16 protein-coding genes and 4 tRNA genes are annotated in these 16,675 nt (G+C 38.8%); 14 read left to right on the top strand and 6 right to left on the bottom strand.

The window, feature by feature from the left end:
* The first annotated feature begins 272 nt into the window (after nucleotides 1–272).
* From trpA to HUV91_RS12660, 4 genes are read left to right on the top strand one after another with little or no spacing between them, the layout of a single operon-like run.
* On the top strand, nucleotides 273–1,076 hold the full coding sequence (gene trpA / locus HUV91_RS12675) for a tryptophan synthase subunit alpha (protein WP_174493658.1): 804 nt from the start codon (nucleotides 273–275) through the stop codon (nucleotides 1,074–1,076).
* A complete protein-coding gene (gene accD / locus HUV91_RS12670) occupies nucleotides 1,073–1,969 on the top strand; it encodes an acetyl-CoA carboxylase, carboxyltransferase subunit beta (protein WP_130075028.1) in 897 nt (298 codons plus the stop codon). The genes trpA and accD overlap by 4 nt, the downstream gene beginning before the upstream one ends.
* Nucleotides 1,966–3,264, top strand: a complete 1,299-nt coding sequence (gene folC / locus HUV91_RS12665) for a bifunctional tetrahydrofolate synthase/dihydrofolate synthase (RefSeq protein WP_174493657.1) — start codon at nucleotides 1,966–1,968, stop codon at nucleotides 3,262–3,264. Before accD ends, folC begins: the two co-directional genes overlap by 4 nt.
* Nucleotides 3,255–4,259, top strand: coding sequence for an SPOR domain-containing protein (locus HUV91_RS12660; RefSeq protein WP_130075030.1), 1,005 nt, complete (start codon nucleotides 3,255–3,257; stop codon nucleotides 4,257–4,259). The genes folC and HUV91_RS12660 overlap by 10 nt, the downstream gene beginning before the upstream one ends.
* A gap of 60 nt (nucleotides 4,260–4,319) precedes the next feature.
* On the opposite strand, the gene HUV91_RS12655 is transcribed toward HUV91_RS12660, so the two are convergent.
* Nucleotides 4,320–4,901: a dual specificity protein phosphatase family protein gene (locus HUV91_RS12655; protein ID WP_174493656.1), complete on the bottom strand. Its 582-nt coding sequence runs from the start codon at nucleotides 4,899–4,901 to the stop codon at nucleotides 4,320–4,322.
* Nucleotides 4,898–5,713 (bottom strand): MBL fold metallo-hydrolase, encoded by an 816-nt coding sequence (locus HUV91_RS12650; protein ID WP_174494000.1) that lies wholly within the window; start codon nucleotides 5,711–5,713, stop codon nucleotides 4,898–4,900. The genes HUV91_RS12655 and HUV91_RS12650 overlap by 4 nt, the downstream gene beginning before the upstream one ends.
* 146 nt (nucleotides 5,714–5,859) lie before the next feature.
* Between HUV91_RS12650 and HUV91_RS12645 the strand changes: the two genes are divergently transcribed.
* Both HUV91_RS12645 and HUV91_RS12640 read left to right on the top strand, forming a co-directional pair.
* The gene (locus HUV91_RS12645; RefSeq protein ID WP_174493655.1) at nucleotides 5,860–6,102 is read left to right on the top strand and encodes a glutathione S-transferase N-terminal domain-containing protein; all 243 of its coding nucleotides are present in this window, start codon (nucleotides 5,860–5,862) and stop codon (nucleotides 6,100–6,102) included.
* On the top strand, nucleotides 6,095–6,373 hold the full coding sequence (locus HUV91_RS12640; RefSeq protein ID WP_174493654.1) for a hypothetical protein: 279 nt from the start codon (nucleotides 6,095–6,097) through the stop codon (nucleotides 6,371–6,373). The genes HUV91_RS12645 and HUV91_RS12640 overlap by 8 nt, the downstream gene beginning before the upstream one ends.
* Nucleotides 6,374–6,608: 235 nt before the next feature.
* Here the strand turns inward: HUV91_RS12640 and HUV91_RS12635 are convergent, their stop codons facing one another.
* Nucleotides 6,609–7,250 (bottom strand): peroxiredoxin, encoded by a 642-nt coding sequence (locus HUV91_RS12635; protein ID WP_174493653.1) that lies wholly within the window; start codon nucleotides 7,248–7,250, stop codon nucleotides 6,609–6,611.
* Between the two features lie 343 nt (nucleotides 7,251–7,593).
* Between HUV91_RS12635 and secA the strand changes: the two genes are divergently transcribed.
* From secA to HUV91_RS12595, 8 genes are all read left to right on the top strand, one after another.
* A complete protein-coding gene (gene secA / locus HUV91_RS12630) occupies nucleotides 7,594–10,323 on the top strand; it encodes a preprotein translocase subunit SecA (protein ID WP_174493652.1) in 2,730 nt (909 codons plus the stop codon).
* Nucleotides 10,324–10,473: 150 nt separating this feature from the next.
* On the top strand, nucleotides 10,474–10,863 hold the full coding sequence (locus HUV91_RS12625) for a hypothetical protein (RefSeq protein ID WP_130075036.1): 390 nt from the start codon (nucleotides 10,474–10,476) through the stop codon (nucleotides 10,861–10,863).
* Between the two features lie 233 nt (nucleotides 10,864–11,096).
* Entirely contained in the window at nucleotides 11,097–12,317 is a 1,221-nt protein-coding gene (gene argJ, locus HUV91_RS12620; protein ID WP_174493651.1) for a bifunctional glutamate N-acetyltransferase/amino-acid acetyltransferase ArgJ, read from the top strand.
* A 151-nt stretch (nucleotides 12,318–12,468) separates the two neighbouring features.
* Nucleotides 12,469–13,536: a quinolinate synthase NadA gene (nadA, locus tag HUV91_RS12615; protein ID WP_174493650.1), complete on the top strand. Its 1,068-nt coding sequence runs from the start codon at nucleotides 12,469–12,471 to the stop codon at nucleotides 13,534–13,536.
* Nucleotides 13,537–13,689: 153 nt separating this feature from the next.
* Nucleotides 13,690–13,766, top strand: a tRNA-Pro gene (locus tag HUV91_RS12610).
* A 45-nt stretch (nucleotides 13,767–13,811) separates the two neighbouring features.
* Nucleotides 13,812–13,888 (top strand) — tRNA-Arg (locus tag HUV91_RS12605).
* Between the two features lie 40 nt (nucleotides 13,889–13,928).
* Nucleotides 13,929–14,004: transfer RNA gene (locus HUV91_RS12600), tRNA-His, on the top strand.
* Nucleotides 14,005–14,007: 3 nt separating this feature from the next.
* Nucleotides 14,008–14,084, top strand: a tRNA-Pro gene (locus tag HUV91_RS12595).
* Nucleotides 14,085–14,221: 137 nt separating this feature from the next.
* On the opposite strand, the gene HUV91_RS12590 is transcribed toward HUV91_RS12595, so the two are convergent.
* The 3 genes from HUV91_RS12590 to HUV91_RS12580 are packed head-to-tail and all read right to left on the bottom strand — an operon-like array spanning nucleotide 14,222 to nucleotide 16,447.
* Nucleotides 14,222–14,701 carry an OmpA family protein gene (locus tag HUV91_RS12590; RefSeq protein ID WP_130075039.1) on the bottom strand — a complete coding sequence of 160 codons (480 nt, stop codon included), beginning with the start codon at nucleotides 14,699–14,701 and terminating at the stop codon, nucleotides 14,222–14,224.
* A gap of 19 nt (nucleotides 14,702–14,720) precedes the next feature.
* Nucleotides 14,721–15,938 carry a sensor domain-containing diguanylate cyclase gene (locus HUV91_RS12585; RefSeq protein ID WP_174493649.1) on the bottom strand — a complete coding sequence of 406 codons (1,218 nt, stop codon included), beginning with the start codon at nucleotides 15,936–15,938 and terminating at the stop codon, nucleotides 14,721–14,723.
* Between the two features lie 5 nt (nucleotides 15,939–15,943).
* On the bottom strand, nucleotides 15,944–16,447 hold the full coding sequence (locus tag HUV91_RS12580; protein WP_228721873.1) for a YfiR family protein: 504 nt from the start codon (nucleotides 16,445–16,447) through the stop codon (nucleotides 15,944–15,946).
* Between the last annotated feature and the right edge of the window lie 228 nt (nucleotides 16,448–16,675).

The following is a 16,675-nucleotide window of genomic DNA, read 5'->3' as shown; positions in this document are numbered from 1 at the left end:
TATGATGCTATTTAAATGATTTATTTTAAATTTTTATATTTAATTGCGAATTTTAAAAAAGCGAAAAATAGGTAGCTTTGATCATTGTTCAAAAAACATAAATAGCGCTAAATGTATGCCATAGGTTGTTCGTTATTTTGTATTAAGATGAGATAACATTGTGCTACTGAGTTACTCTATTCAATGAGTAAAAAATAGCGTTACAATGCAAAGTCTTGTATTTATACAAAATCAACTCCTCAAGTTTAACAATTCAAGGAATGTACAACTCTATGTCACGTCTAGCCACCCGATTTGCACAGCTTAAATCACAACAGCGTAAAGCATTGGTTTCTTATGTTATGGCGGGTGATCCTCAACCACATGTAACAGTACCCTTGTTACATCAAATGGTTGAAGCGGGCGTAGATGTTGTTGAACTCGGATTACCATTTTCCGACCCAATGGCAGATGGACCAGTGATTGCACTTGCCGCAGAGCGTGCTTTAGCGGCAGGAACAAATACCCTTGATGCTTTGAATATGGTCAAAGAATTTCGTCAAAAAGACACAACAACACCTGTGGTTTTAATGGGGTATTTAAATCCTGTTGAAGTCATCGGGTATGAAAAATTTGTGGCTTATGCGAATGACTGTGGTGTGGATGGTGTACTTTTAGTGGATTTACCACCAGAAGAAGCAGCAGATTTTGATGCCGTATTACAAAAATACAGTATGGATCAAATTTTCTTGCTTGCACCTACGTCAACAGATGAACGTATTCAACGTGTAGTAAAACAAGCGAGTGGCTTTATTTATTATGTGTCATTAAAAGGGGTGACTGGTGCAGCGACACTCGATACCACAGAAGTTGCAACACGTATTCAAAAAATCAAAACCGTGACAGATATTCCTGTTGGTGTGGGTTTTGGGATCAGTGATGCAGCTTCTGCTAAAGCGGTTGGACAGGTTGCCGATGCGGTCATTGTGGGAAGTGCATTTGTCAAACCATTTGCAAACTTAGCACCCGAACAAGCTGCTGAACAAGCAGTGAATAAAGTCAAGGAGCTTCGAGCAGCGCTCGATGAGTTAGTATGAATCAAGAAGTGAAATCAGGGAAAATTCTCAGCCCAGTGACGCCGTGGACTGAACGTTCGATTCCAGGCATTCATTTGCCTGATCAACAACAAACACTCAAAGCAACATTTACAGAACCAACGATTGAGTGCCCTGAGTGTCATGCTTTAGTGACTCGTACAGCGATGTCGTTTAACGCCTACGTATGTCCATCGTGTGATGAACATTTAAAAATGAAGGCACGTGATCGCTTAAATTGGTTTTTTGACAATGTGACTGCGGAACTTGGTCAAGAATTTGTTGCCAAAGATCCATTACATTTTGTTGACAGTAAAGCTTATCCCGACCGTATGAAAGAAGCGCAGGATAAAACAGGTGAGTCAGAAGCACTTGTGGTGATGCAAGGTCAGCTAAAAAATATTCCTCTAGTGGCATGTGCCTTTGAATTTGACTTCATGGGTGGTTCAATGGGTACCGTGGTCGGTGATCGTTTTGTGCAGGCTGCTGAAAAAGCGATTGCTGCCAAACAACCATTGATCTGTTTTGCAGCTTCTGGTGGTGCGCGTATGCAAGAAGGCATGTTGTCTTTGATGCAAATGGCACGTACTTCTGCTGCGATCCAAAAAATGAAAGATGCACATCTTCCGTATATTGTGGTATTAACCCATCCAGTATATGGCGGTGTTACCGCATCATTGGCTATGTTAGGTGATGTGCATATTGCAGAACCGAAAGCAATGATTGGTTTCGCAGGTAAGCGTGTCATTGAACAAACTGTACGTGAAAAATTGGAAGAACCATTCCAACGTGCAGAATTCTTGCTTGATCATGGTGTGGTCGATCAAATTGTTCATCGTCATGCATTACGTGATACTGTATATCGCATCGTAGCGAAACTGATGAACTTGCCTTGAACAACATTGCTCCATTAAATACTGATAGTTTACAAACATGGCTCGATTATTGGAGCCATGTTCACGTTACAGGGATTGATTTAGGCTTAGAACGGGTCATTCCTGTCGCAGAAGCATTGGGTGTAACCAAGCCCAATGCCAAAGTTTTTACGGTTGCAGGAACCAATGGTAAAGGTTCAACCACTACGACCTTGGCTGCGATTCTGAATGCACAAGGTTTTAATGTTGGACTGTACCAATCCCCACATATTTATCGTTTTAATGAGCGCGTCAAACTAGCAGGACAAGAAGTTTCTGATCAGACCTTGATTGATGCTTTTGTTTTAGTTGATGCAGCACGTCGTCAGTGTGATCTGAGTTTATCTTTTTTTGAAGCAACCACTTTGGCTGCTTTTGTCATTTTTAAGCAAATGAATTGTGATGTTTGGGTGCTTGAAGTTGGACTTGGTGGTCGTTTAGATGTGGTGAATGTCATCGACCCTGATGTTGCGGTTATTACCAATATTGGGCTTGACCATACCGATTGGCTCGGTGATACCATTGAAAAGATTGCTTTTGAAAAAGCAGGAATTATTCGTCCAAATATTCCTGTGGTTTTTGGTGGTTTACAGCAGCTCCCACTTGCCATTAAAACAAAAGCACAACAGTGTCAGGCAAAATTACATGTTGTGAATCAAGATTATTTCTATGATTATGCAGCAGATGGTCAAACGTGGAACTTTGCCACATCAGGTTTAACGCTAAAACTGCCGCTTGGTCAGCTTGCATTGGAAAATATTTCTACAGCCGTTGCCGCGATTTTACTCAGTGATTTAATCGTGACACAACACGCGATTGCACAAGGTATTTTGCAGGCACGTTTACAAGGTCGTTTTGAAGTTGAAACGATTCATCATAAAACCCAAGATAAAACTGTCATTTTTGATGCAGGACATAATCCGCACGGTGTTGAATTTTTGTTAAAGCAATTGCGAAAATTCATGGAATACAATAAACAGTACACAGAAGTTGTCACTGTTTTTTCAATGTTGACTGATAAAGATATAGAAACCGTCGTCAAGTTATTGAAAAACACTGTATTAAAGTGGAAAATTGCGCCATTGACTGTGCCTCGTGCGGCATCGATGGATCAATTAAGATCGGCTTTGCAGGATGAAACAGTTGAACAGTTTGAAAATGTACAAGCTGCCTTTTTATCAGCGCTTGAAGAAACAAAAAATAATCAACTGATTTTGGTATGTGGTTCATTCCATACCTTAGAAGCGGTCTGGGAGTATTTAGAAGAATGTCAATGAATAACAAGCAACGCTGGATGGGTGGTGTTGTTTTATTAGGTGGTGGTGTTTTATTAGCGGCATTGCTTCTAAAAGGTAAAGATGAAATTTATCAAGATCAGACGCCACCGCCTCCTGCTGCTCATGTCCAACAAAACGGTAAACCTGCACCCGCTGAGGAGACTGTACAATTACAGCCACTCACGGTTGATGTGGCAACTGAAAAACGTTTGCTTGAAGAACAGCGCCGTTCACGTGAAAAAGCAGTCGCTGAGCAAGAAGCAAAAGCCGCTGAATTTTTACGTATGCAACAACAAGCTGAAGCGGATGCTGCACGTAAAGCAGCGGAAGAATATGCTGCTGCTAATTCACGCCGTAAATCTGCACAAGAAAGTTCAGACAATATTCCACCTGAGTTGAATGTAGACGATAAAACCAAAGCACAACAAAAAGCAGATGCAGATAAAAAATTACAACAACAAAAAGCAGAAGCAGAAAAAAAGCGAGCTGAGCAGAAGCGTCAAGCTACCGCAGAAGCAGATAAAAAAGCCACTGAAGCACAAAAGAAAGCTGCTGAGGAGAAAAAACAACGTCTAGAAGAGCAGCGCAAAGCGGATGAGAAAAAGGCTGCTGAAGAAAAAAAACGTAAGCTAGAAGAGCAGCGCAAAGCAGATGAGAAAAAAGCTGCTGATGAGAAAAAACGTAAAGCTGAGGAAGCCAAGAAAAAGGCAGAAGCTGATAAAGCCCGTAACTTATTAGAAAATGGCGATAAGCAATGGATGGTACAAGTGGCGTTGGCGGCAAACGAAGCGAATGCTGATGCGGTTGCTGCAAAATTACGTGCCAAAGGTTATAAAGTAACCAAGAGCCCAACATCAAAAGGAATCCGTATTATGGTTGGGCCTGCTAAAGACCGTGAAACTGCGGATAGTACACGTAAGAAGATCAATTCAGATGCAAGCTTAGGAATGAAATCTGCGTGGGTGATTGATTGGGTTCCTTTAGATCGCCGTTAAGTAAAATGAGAGAAGGGGGATAGTGCTTTAACATAACCCCATACATTAGACTTATGTTGTTTACATCGATGGATTCGTGAGTTGATCACGGATCCATTTTATATTTTCAGGGCTAAACTGTTTGTCGATATTGACCCAAATCGGGTGAAAACCATAACCACCATGCTTCATTTCGTTTAAGGCAGCTTCAGTTGACCAATTTTCAAAAATAATGCGGTACATCGCAATACTTGCACCTGTACGGTCAGAACCATGATAACAATGAATCAATACTTTCTGATTTTGCTGTTGCGCTGTTTGAATGTTTTGCATCACTTGGAGTAAATCGTATTTATCCAATGCCCATGTATGAATTGGAATATGGATCAGTTTTAAATTTTTTCCTGCCAACGTTGTACGGTCTTGATCACGACTGCGTAAATTAATGACCACATCAATTTGATGCTCTTTAAGCAGAGGGATCAGTTGAGCATTGGGTTGTTCACTGCGAAATACAGTGTCACTCATTTGATAAAAATTAGAAGACTTTTGGATTAAATCTCCCCACTGTTGTGGACGTTGTTGTTGTGGCAGTGCTGATGAGGTGATACACCCTGTTATCATGCTAGAGGTGAGTAAAATAGCTAAAAAATGTAATTTCATAAAGTCGAATAACGCTGTAATTCAAAAGGGTCGTGTGCACACACGAGTTCAATGTGCGGTTCATTCTGTGCCAATGTTTGAATGGCTTTTAAGCTATGTAGGCGTTGTTGATTATTCAATGCAAAGAGACGTTCCATTAAATTTAACCCAAAAGCGTTATACTGTGGATTAAGCTGCAAGTGTGAATAATAAGCATCACCACAGAACAGTAGCCATCGATCTTTCTGACGAATAGCAATACCACAATGTCCTGCTGTATGCCCAAGCAGGGGAATCATCAAGATTTCATCTTTAAATATATTAAAACCTTGCACGCGATTAAAATTAAACCAAGGCTCACCTGCTTCATGTTCTAAAAAATGCCAATAAGCATGATGTTTGAATTGTTGTGGGCGATAGCGCAATTTATTTTTACCTGACAAAGATTGTGTGGCATTCAATTCATTCGACAGAATATGTACTGTTGCATTAGGGAAGTCACTTATTCCACCTGCATGGTCAAAGTCTAAATGACTCAGCAAAATATGCCGAACATCACTCGGCTGAAAACCCAATTTTTGAATTTGGTGAAAAGCTGACAAAGTCGGATCAGTTATGAGTGCACTCATTGTATAGATCAGTTTGCCTAAGCGTTGTTGAGGATGTAAATAGTCTTGTAACCCCAACCCTGTATCGACTAAGACCAAACCACGATCGGTTTCAATCAACAGGCAATGACAGACTAAATTGGCTTTTAAACCTTTTTGTCCAAATAAGGTTGCACATAAAGGACACAGACTGCCACAGTGTAAATGGTGAATGTTATAGATCATCATCGCGAGTTTTAAATTTTTCTAAATCATTTATATCTTATTTTTAAGTCAGAACCAATGCTTACAAAATAAGCAAAATAAATTTTTAATTTCATATTTTTATGTCACATACTGTACATAAAAGAACAATCATAAGGAGCAGGCAGATGCAATTATACTATTCCCCTACATCACCTTTCGCTCGTAAAGTTCGAGTTCTGATTAATGAATTAAAAATTCAAGACCAATTCGATTTGTTAGCTGTGGATCCTTGGACTGACCCGAATTTAAGACCAATCAATCCCTTGTCCAAAATTCCGACTTTGGTGCTGAACCATAAAGAGGTTTTATTTGACTCAGCATTGATTTGTGAATATTTGAGTACGCTAAAAGATAAAAAGCTTGGTTGATCCCACAGAGCATGTGGCATATTTTAAAAGTTTACGTCTGCAAGCATTAGCAGATGGAGCAATCGCATTCGTCGGGTGGTTATATGCAACATTACAGAAAACTGAGCAATTACAAGCACAAGAAATGATGCAACGTTTTACTGCAAGCCAATACAGCACATTATCGTGGTTAGAACAGCATTTGGATAATTTTACTGAGCATTTAGGAATAGGGGAGATTGTGGTTGCATGTTTGCTTGAATATATTGATTTTCGTTTTCCTGAAAAGTGATTGGAAAAATCAGCATCCACAATTAGCTGCATGGCTTGAACACGTCGCACAACGCGAATCTATGCAAAACACACGCTTTCATGCGTTGTAGTAAATGTGTCTTAAGTACGAATCGAATAACAAATTTTCTGAAGCATGTTTATAGGAAGGTTAAAAATAAAAAAACTCCTATCGTAAGATCGGAGTTGATGGAAAAAATCGCACTTTTTTATTTGATGTATTGATGTATTAAAAATTAGTTTTTATTCGGCTGTGGTGTTAAACGTAGATAGGGTTTAACCGCCGTATAACCTTTTGGGAAGCGTTCTTTTAACTCAGCTTCATCTTTAATCGAGGGCACGATCACGACATCTTCACCTTCTTGCCAATTGGCAGGTGTTGCCACTTTATAATTATCTGTAAGTTGTAGTGAATCGATCACGCGTAAAATTTCATTAAAATTACGCCCTGTAGATGCAGGGTAAGTGATGATTAAGCGCACTTTTTTATTTGGATCAATGATCACTAAAGAACGTACAGTCAGCGTCTCACTCGCATTGGGATGAATAAAATCATAAAGTATTGAAACTTTTCGATCTTTGTCTGCAATAATCGGGAAATTTACTGTCGTATTTTGGGTTTCATTAATGTCTTGAATCCAACCCTGATGTGATGTTACATCATCGACAGACAGGGCAATTGCTTTTACACCACGTTTGCTGAATTCATCTTTAAGTTTTGCTGTGTAGCCGAGTTCAGTAGTACAGACGGGCGTATAGTCGGCAGGGTGGGAAAATAAAATTCCCCAATCATTGCCTAAAAAATCATAAAAATGAATCTTACCTTCACTTGAGTCTTGCTCAAAATCAGGTGCAATATCACCTAAGCGAATCGTCATTAGATTTACCTCAAAATTTAGAATAGTTAAAATCGGTCTTTGCTCGTCAAAATCACTATCGCTTAAATTTCTTATAATTAAAAATAGTGTTTTTATATTTCTTTATGATAATTTTTCATAAACCAGTGTGAACTTATATAAAAAAAGATGAAATTCTATCAACAGAGTCTATCTGTCTATCGTGCAAATTTGCTACATTAGACCGCCTAAACTCATACACGCGAAAGTCGGTGTACAGATTTTTTTAATTGGTTTTGTGTAAAAACCTTGTACTTCAAATTTCTAACACCATAATAACGTCTGAGAAAAATTTATTTTGATAAGCAAGTTTTAGAGAGTCTATATGTTGGCAAGCCTGATCGGAGGAATCTTCGGTACTAAAAACGAGCGTGAACTGAAACGCATGCGTAAAATTGTCGATAAGATCAATGCGCTTGAGCCGACCATATCTGCTTTAAGTGATGCTGACTTATCTGCCAAAACTGAAGAATTCAAACAAAGATATAAAAAAGGTGAAAGCTTAGATCAGTTGATGCCAGAAGCATTTGCTGTGTGTCGTGAAGCAGGTAAGCGTGTGATGGGCATGCGTCATTATGATGTGCAGCTGATCGGCGGTATTACCCTGCATGAAGGTAAAATTGCAGAAATGCGTACAGGTGAAGGTAAAACCCTCATGGGCACTTTGGCTGTGTATCTCAACGCGATCAGTGAACAAGGCGTTCATGTGATTACCGTGAACGATTACTTGGCACAACGTGATGCTGAGTTAAATCGTCCACTTTATGAGTTCTTAGGTTTAACGGTCGGCGTGATTTATTCTATGCAAGCGCCTATGGAAAAAGCCGAAGCCTATCTTGCAGACATCACTTACGGTACCAATAACGAATTTGGTTTTGATTACTTACGTGACAACATGGTTTTCTCCATGGCTGAGAAAAAACAGCGTGGATTGGCCTATGCCATCATCGATGAGGTCGATTCAATCTTGATTGATGAAGCACGTACACCGTTGATTATTTCGGGTCAAAGTGAAGATTCATCTCAGCTTTATCAGTTGATCAATACTATTCCACCAAAACTAACTCCACAGAAAGAAGAAAAAGTGGCTGATGGTGGTCATTTCTGGATTGATGAAAAACAACGTTCTGTTGAAATGACGGAAGTCGGTTATGAAACAGTAGAACAAGAACTCATTCAAATGGGCTTGTTGGCTGAAGGTGAAAGCTTATATTCAGCAGGTAATTTGAACCTTGTTCATCACGTTTCAGCAGCAATTCGTGCACATTTTTTATATCAACGTAATGTACAGTATATTGTTAATGATGGCGAAGTGATCATCGTCGATGAAAATACGGGTCGTACGATGCCAGGTCGTCGTTGGTCAGAAGGTTTGCATCAAGCGGTTGAAGCGAAAGAAGGCCTAGAAATTCAACCTGAAAACCAAACATTGGCGACAACGACATTCCAAAACTATTTCCGTTTATATAAAAAACTTTCAGGCATGACCGGGACAGCAGACACTGAAGCTGCGGAAATGAAAGAGATTTACGGTTTAGATGTCGTATTAATTCCAACACATCGTCCAATGGTACGTAAAGACCTGAATGATTTAATTTATTTAAATCGTGCGGGTAAATACAACGCGATTATTGAAGAAATTCAGAAAATCCATGCTGCAGGTGTTGCGCCGATTCTGATTGGTACAGCAACCATTGAAGCGTCTGAAATTTTATCGGACAAGCTTAAAGAAGCAGGCATTCACCATGAAGTTTTAAACGCAAAACAACATGAGCGTGAAGCAGATATTATTGCCCAAGCAGGTGCACCGAATGCTGTGACTATTGCCACTAACATGGCGGGTCGTGGTACAGATATTTTGCTAGGCGGTAACTGGAAAGCATTATTGGCTAAAATTGAAAATCCAACTGCTGAAGATGAAGCTCGCCTACGCGCAGAATGGGAAAAGAATAATGAAATGGTGTTAAGTTCAGGTGGTTTACATATCATCGGTTCAGAGCGTCATGAATCACGCCGTATTGACAACCAATTACGCGGTCGTTCAGGTCGTCAAGGTGACCCTGGTGTATCACGCTTCTTCTTATCACTTGAAGATGACCTAATGCGTATTTTCGCAGGTGATCGTGTGATTGCGATGATGCGTGCAATGGGCTTGCAAGAAAATGAAGCTATTGAACATAAAATGGTGTCACGCTCGATTGAAAATGCGCAACGTAAAGTTGAAGCACGTAACTTTGACATTCGTAAGAACTTATTAAAATACGATGACGTCAACAATGAACAACGTAAAATCATTTATTCACAACGTGATGAAATTTTAGAAGAAGCAACACTTCAAGATTATATTGAAGAGATGCATCAAGAAGTGATGAAAGGTTTAATCGAAACGTATATTCCACCAGAGTCAATTCACGACCAATGGGATATTGAAGGTCTAGAAAATGCCTTGCGTATGGATTTCGGTATCGAGCTTCCTGTTTCACAATGGCTTGAAGAAGATCGTCGTTTAGATGAAGAAGCTTTGGTTGAACGTATCAGTGATGAAGTGATTGAACGCTATCGCCAACGCCGTGAAAATATGGGTGCTGAGTCTGCTGCAACTTTAGAGCGTCATTTCCTATTGGGTTCATTAGATCGTCACTGGAAAGACCATTTGGCTGCAATGGATTATTTACGTCAAGGGATTCATTTACGTGGTTATGCACAGAAAAATCCTGAGCAAGAATACAAAAAAGAAGCATTCAACTTATTTGTAAATATGCTTGGTGTGATTAAATCAGATGTCGTAACAGATCTTTCTCGTGTCCATATTCCAACTGCGGAAGAGTTAGCAGAGATGGAAGCACAGCAACAGGCGCAAGCAGAAGCGATGCGTTTAAACTTTGCACACGATGATGTAGATGGTTTGACTGGCGTAGTTAATACAAACGTCCAAACAGAAGATGAGCTAAATCTGAATAAAACAGAAAAAACATTTACACCGCCTGAAAGCCGTAATGCGCCATGCCCATGTGGTTCAGGTTTAAAATACAAACAATGTCACGGTAAAATTTAATTTTTTACTGAGTTTGAATCAAGTGTAAAAAAGCAGAACAAATGTTCTGCTTTTTTTACAAGTTATTACATGCGGTGAATATTGATTGCACCATTCACAATTAAATGTTATTTACTTGCTCAACCCATTTTTAAAGATTTAGGAACGATAATGAAAATACAATTCAAAGCATTATTTGTCGCAGCTTTAGCAATGCCAGTGCTTACTTTTGCCGACACCCAACCACAAACGACTACTGTTGCAAACTTGCAAGCAGCAGCAGGGACTGTGACTGCACAAGCCGAAGTAAAAAATGATTCAACAACAGTGATTAGCCCACGCACAGGCATTCGTTATACCTTGGGAAATACAGGTGGTCGTCCAATCATTTTAAAAACAGCAGCAATTGCAGCAGTGACGCCTGCAACCATTAATCGTGTGGTTGCTTCAAATCCAGCATTATCGGTATCAAGTCAAGAAAAAGTAAAACAAGCACTTTTACCAACAGAACAAACTGTTGCTCAAGTACAGGCTCAACCGCAAGCAGCCGCTCAGCAATAATTCCAACGTTGTATCATTTTCAAAGTCAGTGCTCAGGTTGAATGCTGACTTTTTATATCGTATATGCCGTATTTATCATATTGTTTCACTTTGATTTTTTAAATATTAACCATAAAAATAACTCAAAATCGCTCGATTGATAATAAAAAACAATTCACTTGGGAATAGGCTCGATTTTTTATGCATTTTCTAATAAGCTGTTGTTTTCTTAATTTCATTCCGGATATTTAAAAATGGCGGTTGGTGACGTAACTATGCCACACATGCATGTGGTACAAGGTGTAAAAATTGGCTCGGCAGAAGCGTATGTACGTTATCCTAATCGACGTGATTTAGTTATTTTTGAATTTTCTGAAGGTACAAATGTTGCGGGTGTATTTACCCAAAATGCATTTTGTGCTGCACCTGTACATGTATCTAAAGCACATTTAGCACAAGCTAATCCCCGTTATTTAGTGATTAATACAGGCAATGCCAATGCAGGTACGGGTAAGCTTGGTATGCAAAATGCACAACTGACATGTTTGAAACTTGCTGAATTGGCACAGATCGAAGAATATGAAGTTTTACCTTTTTCTACAGGTGTAATCGGTGAACAACTGCCGATTGAACGTTTAACACAAGGTTTACAGCCTGCATTAGATTCGCTGAATGAAAATGCTTGGGTGGATGCTGCAACAGGTATTATGACCACTGACACGACACCTAAAGGGGCATCTGAGCAATTTGAGTTAGATGGTGTGGCATATACCATGACTGGGATTTCAAAAGGTGCGGGTATGATTCGTCCCAATATGGCGACGATGTTAGGCTTTGTGGCAACCGATGCACCTATTTCACGTGAATTAACACAGCAGATGTTAAAAACTGCTGTAGATCAATCATTTAATCGTATTACTGTCGATGGCGATACGTCGACCAATGATTCATGTATTTTTGCAGCTACAGGACTTGCTGGTGGTGCAGAAATCCAGTCGATAGATGATGCTCGTTATAGCGTTGTTGTGGATGTTTTAATACGTGTGATGAAACGTTTGGCACAACTCATTGTACGCGATGGAGAGGGTGCAACTAAATTCATGACTGTTGCAGTTGAGGGTGGGCATAATACGCAAGAGTGCTGCGATATTGCATATAGCATTGCACATTCACCTTTAGTAAAAACTGCATTTTTTGCATCAGATCCAAACTGGGGGCGTATCCTTGCTGCGATTGGCTATGCGGGTGTGAAAGATTTAGATGTGGAAAAAATTCAAGTCTGGTTGGATGACGTGCAAATCTGTAAAGATGGTGGTGCAGCTGTAGATTACACTGAAGCAGAAGGTGCACGAGTTATGGCACAGACTGAAATTACCATTCGTGTCGATTTAGGGCGTGGACAGGCTAAAGATACAGTTTATACCTGTGATCTGTCGTATGACTATGTCAAAATTAATGCAGATTATCGCTCTTAAGATTTAAAAATATAAAAAAGCCTCCGTTGTGAGGTTTTTTTATAAGTGGATGTTTTTTTAATAACTGGTCAAATTAGCCAATGCCAAATTGATCAGTGAATTACTTGAAACGCTTGTTGAGTGACAAGCATATGGATAGAGAATACCTTTTATGAATGATGCGACCAATTTAATTGCCAATGAAGCAAAATCAATTGTCACAGCACATTTGGATCGATTAGGAGAGCCAAAGGACAAAACTTTAAGTCCTGAGCTAAAACAGCAAAAATTTGCCCAAATTAAAGCGGAATTAGACAAGCGTGATGCGGTTTTAGTCGCGCATTATTACTGTGATCCTGAAGTACAAGAGTTAGCAGAGCTGACTGGAGGTTGTGTTTCTGATTCATTGGAAATGGCGCGTTTTGGACGTGATCATGCTGCATCAACGTTGGTGGTTGCAGGGGTCAAATTTATGGGGGAGACATCTAAGATTCTATCCCCTGAGAAAAAAGTCTTAATGCCTACACTTGAGGCGACTTGCTCACTTGATTTGGGTTGTCCTGTGGATGAGTTTACAGCGTTTTGTGATGCACATCCTGATTATACCGTTGTGGTCTATGCCAATACTTCAGCTGCTGTAAAAGCCCGTGCTGATTGGGTTGTTACATCAAGCTGTGCAGTGGAAATTATTGAACACTTAGATAGTTTGGGTGAAAAAATTATTTGGGCACCTGACCAACATCTAGGACGCTATATCCAAAAGAAAACAGGTGCAGATATGTTGCTGTGGGATGGTTCATGTATCGTGCATGAAGAATTCCGTGCACGTGGCATTGCCAACATGAAAGCATTATATCCAAATGCAGCTGTACTGGTACATCCTGAATCACCCGAATCAGTCATTGAAGTGGCAGATGCAGTTGGAAGTACATCTCAACTTATTAAAGCAGCTCAAACACTACCGCATGACACATTGATTGTGGCAACAGATCGTGGCATTTTCTATAAAATGCAACAAGCTGTGCCAAACAAAACTTTGATTGAAGCACCAACTGCAGGAGAGGGGGCAACGTGTCGCTCATGTGCACATTGTCCGTGGATGGCAATGAATGACTTGGATGGTATTTTGGAAGTTTTGCAAAAAGGCGATCAAGAAATCTTTGTGGATGCACAATTGGCAGAGCGTGCCAAACTTCCACTTGATCGTATGTTGAACTTCAGTGCGAGTTTAAAGCGTTAAAATTGTATAAAAAATAATAGAAATGCTTGATAAATATACACTTGATGATTTTTTTTAGTTTTTTTTGAATATAGGTGTTGACGTTCAAGGGCGTCACGCCTAGAATGCACACCGTACCGAACGACATGTTCGATACAAAAAGCTGAGATGAATCGGAGCATAGCACAGCCTGGTAGTGCACCTGGTTTGGGACCAGGGGGTCGTAGGTTCGAATCCTACTGCTCCGACCAATTCTTCAAGGCAAAGGTTTATTGATAGTGAAAATTATCAGTCATGCGCCTGTAGCTCAGTTGGATAGAGCATCCGCCTTCTAAGCGGATGGTCACAGGTTCGAATCCTGTCAGGCGCACCATTGTTGCTTGATATTGTAGAATCTAAAGTTTGTTGTGATGGTGGATGTAGCTCAGTTGGTAGAGCCCCGGATTGTGATTCCGGTTGTCGAGGGTTCGAGCCCCTTCATTCACCCCAATTCGGAGCATAGCACAGCCTGGTAGTGCACCTGGTTTGGGACCAGGGGGTCGTAGGTTCGAATCCTACTGCTCCGACCAATTTAAGTTTATCTAAGTTGAAAACTTAAATGTAAATTATCCGCTGATTAGGCGGTTTTTTTATGCCTGAAATTTGATACTCCAATCTTTGAATATAAAAAAAGGTCTATTAAAGACCTTGAATAGTTAAAATAAAGTTATGGAATAATAATGATGGATACGCGGCGGTTTTCTGCACGGTGCTCTTCGCTGTCATTGGCTTTAATCGGTTGCTCTGCACCTTTACCGATAATCTGAATATTATTGGGATTGAAATGCTGCGAAATAAAAATATTTGCTACGCTTTGGGCGCGTTTTTGAGACAGTGCTGTATTGTAGTTAGCAGAGCCAACATCATCGGTATGTCCCACAATTTTAACTTTGGTTAGGTTGTATTTCTGCAACTGTTTTGAAAGATGTAGAATAGAGTCGCGGTTTTGAGTTTTGATTTCAAATTGATCAAAATCAAATAATAATCTTTCAGGAAGTCCTAAACTCCAGCCTTCGTCTGTTAATACAAAGCCTTCTTTTTTTAATGCGCGGACTTGATTGTATTTTAAGCCGCCTAAATTTAGACAACCTGTAAGTGCTAAACATAATAAAGCAAGAATTGGAAGTTTTAGGTGCGTTACAGACATACGATATACCCTGATAAAGTTAATTATGATAAATGAACCAATGATGAGTTAATGATTTTGCTTTATACATGGCCTGATCTGCCTGAGAAATTAAATCTTCAGGGGAAATGGCTTGATTAGATAAAGCTATTCCTAAGCTGAAATTAAAAGTTATACTTTGATTTTTATACACCAAAGGTTTTTCGCAGCTTTTAATTAAATTTTCAGCAATTGAAATTAAATGATCTACGCGTTGGATGGAGCTTAAGATAATGGCAAACTCATCGCCGCTTAAGCGGGCGACAAAGTCATCCTGTCGAATATTTTGCTTTAAGCGAGTCGCCATTTCTTTTAAAACAGCATCACCTGCCTGATGACCATATTGGTCATTAACGACTTTGAAATTATTAGCATCAATAAAAAGCAATGCAATTTGTTGTTTTTCTCGGGTATTTTTAAATAAATTAACAAGAACTTGATAGAAATAATTACGATTTGGTAGACCTGTTAAATGGTCATGCTGAACCTGATAGGACAGTTGTTGATTTTCATTTTGTAAATGTGTATGCCATGATTGAATTTCTTCAAGTAGTTGGTTAAATACACTATTTACATGATTAAACTCTTGAATATCATTTTTTGGAAAACGTAAATTATAGGCGCTTTGTGTGCTGACTAATTGCGCGATTTGTACCATAGGTGTGATGGATTGCATAATATGCCGATAAGTCAGATTTACTGACCACCATAAAGCAAGGATCATGAATAGCATTCCAACGCCTAAACCAATGAAAATCTTGATGATAAACATCATGATTTCATTTGAACTGCCATATAAAATAATTTTTCCAACATAATTTCCATTATGTAGTACAGCTACATCGATTGGATTACGCAAAAAGAGATGATCAAACAAATTTTGTAATGCAGAATAATGATCTATATCTTTAATACTTTCATATATTTTTTGATTTTGTGTATCGTAGACTTCAATCAAGCGTACGGAATGTTGTTGTGTGTACTCATGCAAAATTTGCGATAAAGCTAATTTATCTTGAAAGACTAAGGCAGGTTGAATACGTTCAGAAACGGTACGACTGATCAACTGTAAATTTTGTTCCGCATAAGACTCAACGGTAAAAACTGAAATTGTGGCAAAGGTAAATGTACAAATTAAAAAAGTAATCGCAAAAATTGTGAATTGGGATTTACGGAATAAAGTTTGTAAAGAAGTCGATTGATAAAATTTATGAATCATCTGTATTACTCCGAATTCTTAGCTAAGAGTAAAACACGAGGATCAACATGCACTTTAGCGCGTGCTAGGCTGTCTAAATTTACTTTAAAAATGGTATTGCCATTTTTTGTATTTTGTAAGCAAAAAGAACTTCCGATTTCACAATCATTATTACTTGTACTAAAAGACAGTATATTTGGTTTCAGTGAGCTATTAATTAATTTTTGCTCTATTGAAGCGGATAGATTAGAAAAAAATACCGCATCACATTCAATATTTTTAAGCGCGTCATGTGAAATACTTTTTACACTAAACGGTGAATTTTGAGCTTTAATAGATAAACTGAATTGTTTGGCAGCATTATTATTATCTACCACGCATAAAGTAGGTGACTGATTATCCCACTTTGCATAACTTAAAATAGAAAGCGTCATCATATAAAAATTATGCGTAGAGTTTGCTAAAGAAAAATTACTGAAACTCAGTAAAACCCCTATAGCTAGAAACAGTCTAAATTTACTTAACTGCATAATCATAATGAAAGTGGAATAATAATATTTTTATTCTAATGAAAAAGGAGATATAGTTCAAAAAAAACTATGTAAATAGAAAAAAATTTAGAAGATGGATTGTTAGTGATCATAGATATTAAAATTTAAATAGTATTTTATATGTACATAAAAATAATAAAAACATCTAAAATTGTAGAATAAATAAGCAAGCGATAAGCTTTTTAAAAAATAAATCAAAAAAGGGGT

It is taken from the genome of Acinetobacter sp. Marseille-Q1623, from assembly GCF_902809895.1.
Taxonomy (GTDB): domain Bacteria; phylum Pseudomonadota; class Gammaproteobacteria; order Pseudomonadales; family Moraxellaceae; genus Acinetobacter; species Acinetobacter piscicola_A.
This window is presented reverse-complemented; position numbering and strand designations above follow the sequence as displayed.

Excerpts from the sequence above, each read along its gene's own strand:
- HUV91_RS12585 (WP_174493649.1), bottom strand. The coding sequence starts at position 15,938 with ATGATTCATAAATTTTATCAATCGACTTCTTTACAAACTTTATTCCGT.
- HUV91_RS12580 (WP_228721873.1), bottom strand. The coding sequence starts at position 16,447 with ATGCAGTTAAGTAAATTTAGACTGTTTCTAGCTATAGGGGTTTTACTG.
- HUV91_RS12655 (WP_174493656.1), bottom strand. The coding sequence starts at position 4,901 with ATGAAATTACATTTTTTAGCTATTTTACTCACCTCTAGCATGATAACA.
- HUV91_RS12645 (WP_174493655.1), top strand. The coding sequence starts at position 5,860 with ATGCAATTATACTATTCCCCTACATCACCTTTCGCTCGTAAAGTTCGA.
- HUV91_RS12635 (WP_174493653.1), bottom strand. The coding sequence starts at position 7,250 with ATGACGATTCGCTTAGGTGATATTGCACCTGATTTTGAGCAAGACTCA.
- HUV91_RS12590 (WP_130075039.1), bottom strand. The coding sequence starts at position 14,701 with ATGTCTGTAACGCACCTAAAACTTCCAATTCTTGCTTTATTATGTTTA.
- HUV91_RS12650 (WP_174494000.1), bottom strand. The coding sequence starts at position 5,713 with ATGATCTATAACATTCACCATTTACACTGTGGCAGTCTGTGTCCTTTA.
- accD (WP_130075028.1), top strand. The coding sequence starts at position 1,073 with ATGAATCAAGAAGTGAAATCAGGGAAAATTCTCAGCCCAGTGACGCCG.
- trpA (WP_174493658.1), top strand. The coding sequence starts at position 273 with ATGTCACGTCTAGCCACCCGATTTGCACAGCTTAAATCACAACAGCGT.
- HUV91_RS12660 (WP_130075030.1), top strand. The coding sequence starts at position 3,255 with ATGTCAATGAATAACAAGCAACGCTGGATGGGTGGTGTTGTTTTATTA.
- argJ (WP_174493651.1), top strand. The coding sequence starts at position 11,097 with ATGGCGGTTGGTGACGTAACTATGCCACACATGCATGTGGTACAAGGT.
- HUV91_RS12625 (WP_130075036.1), top strand. The coding sequence starts at position 10,474 with ATGAAAATACAATTCAAAGCATTATTTGTCGCAGCTTTAGCAATGCCA.
- secA (WP_174493652.1), top strand. The coding sequence starts at position 7,594 with ATGTTGGCAAGCCTGATCGGAGGAATCTTCGGTACTAAAAACGAGCGT.
- nadA (WP_174493650.1), top strand. The coding sequence starts at position 12,469 with ATGAATGATGCGACCAATTTAATTGCCAATGAAGCAAAATCAATTGTC.